We start from the raw sequence: 1,077 nt of genomic DNA, 5'->3' as shown, positions 1-1,077 counted from the left end.
GATTGAAGGAATCAGAGAAAATTTGCGTGTCCTTCTTATTTCAGGTGCGCCTTACAATGGTGAACGAACATGGCGTGATCTTTTGAAAGGTGACTCCAATATTGATCTCGTTCATTTTACGATTTTGCGTCCTCCCAACAAAGCAGACAATACGCCATTAAGCCAATTGTCACTTGTGGTATTCCCTACAACAAAGCTCTTTGTTGAAGAGATTAATAATTTTGATCTGATTATCCTGGACGGCTACCAACATTCTGCGGTTCTTCCATTAATCTATTATGATTATATCGCCCAATATGTACAAAAGGGTGGTGCATTGCTGATAATAACAGGGCCTGAATTTACCCAAAAAAACTCGCTTGCGAAGACACCTTTAATAAGCGTCCTGCCCGCATTGCCCAATGGTGTTATTATTCAAAAGCCTTTTCGTCCTACATTAACCAAAGAAGGTAAACGTCATCCTGTCACAAGAGGTCTCGCAACACCTACCTATCCAGCCTCTCAATGGGGGCAATGGCTACGACAAATTGCCATTCAAAACATAAACAAAGGCATTGCCCTCATGAAAGGAGCTGATGAACAACCACTTTTACTTCTCTCCCATTTTGGTAAAGGGCGTGTAGGCATGTTGCTTTCCGACGAAAGTTGGCTTTGGGCACGAAGTTTTGAGGGTGGAGGACCATATGCAGCTCTTTATCGGCGAATTTCCCATTGGCTTATGAAAGAACCAGAACTTGAAGAGGAAAAGTTAAGCACCACTAGTGACCATCATCGTTTAATGATTCGCCGCCAAACGCTCAAAGATCACCCAGAACCAGTCGAAATAACCTTTCCCTCCGGCAAAAAAGAAAATATCATTCTTACCAAAGAGCAAGAAGGGCTCTTTACTGCAGCTATCAACACCAATGAAAAAGGGATTTTTACCATACAAAATGGGGATTTAACAGTCCTTTCTGCTGTGGGGATGCTCGATAATCTGGAATTGTTTGACTTAATTTCAACGGAAGAAAAACTAGCTCCCATCAGTAAACACACTGGCGGACACATCACACGATTACACAACAAGAAAAAAGAAAG

At 42.0% G+C, this 1,077-nt stretch carries 1 protein-coding gene; it reads left to right on the top strand.

The window, feature by feature from the left end; genetic code table 11:
• Positions 1-1,077 (top strand): glutamine amidotransferase (locus tag ACFIK8_RS09935; RefSeq protein ID WP_375669325.1); only part of this gene is annotated, 1,077 nt, incomplete at both ends.

This window comes from Bartonella sp. MR168JLCBS, from assembly GCF_042194175.1.
The sequence above is the reverse complement of the archived record's forward strand: the minus strand, read 5'-3'. Positions and strand labels throughout refer to the sequence as shown.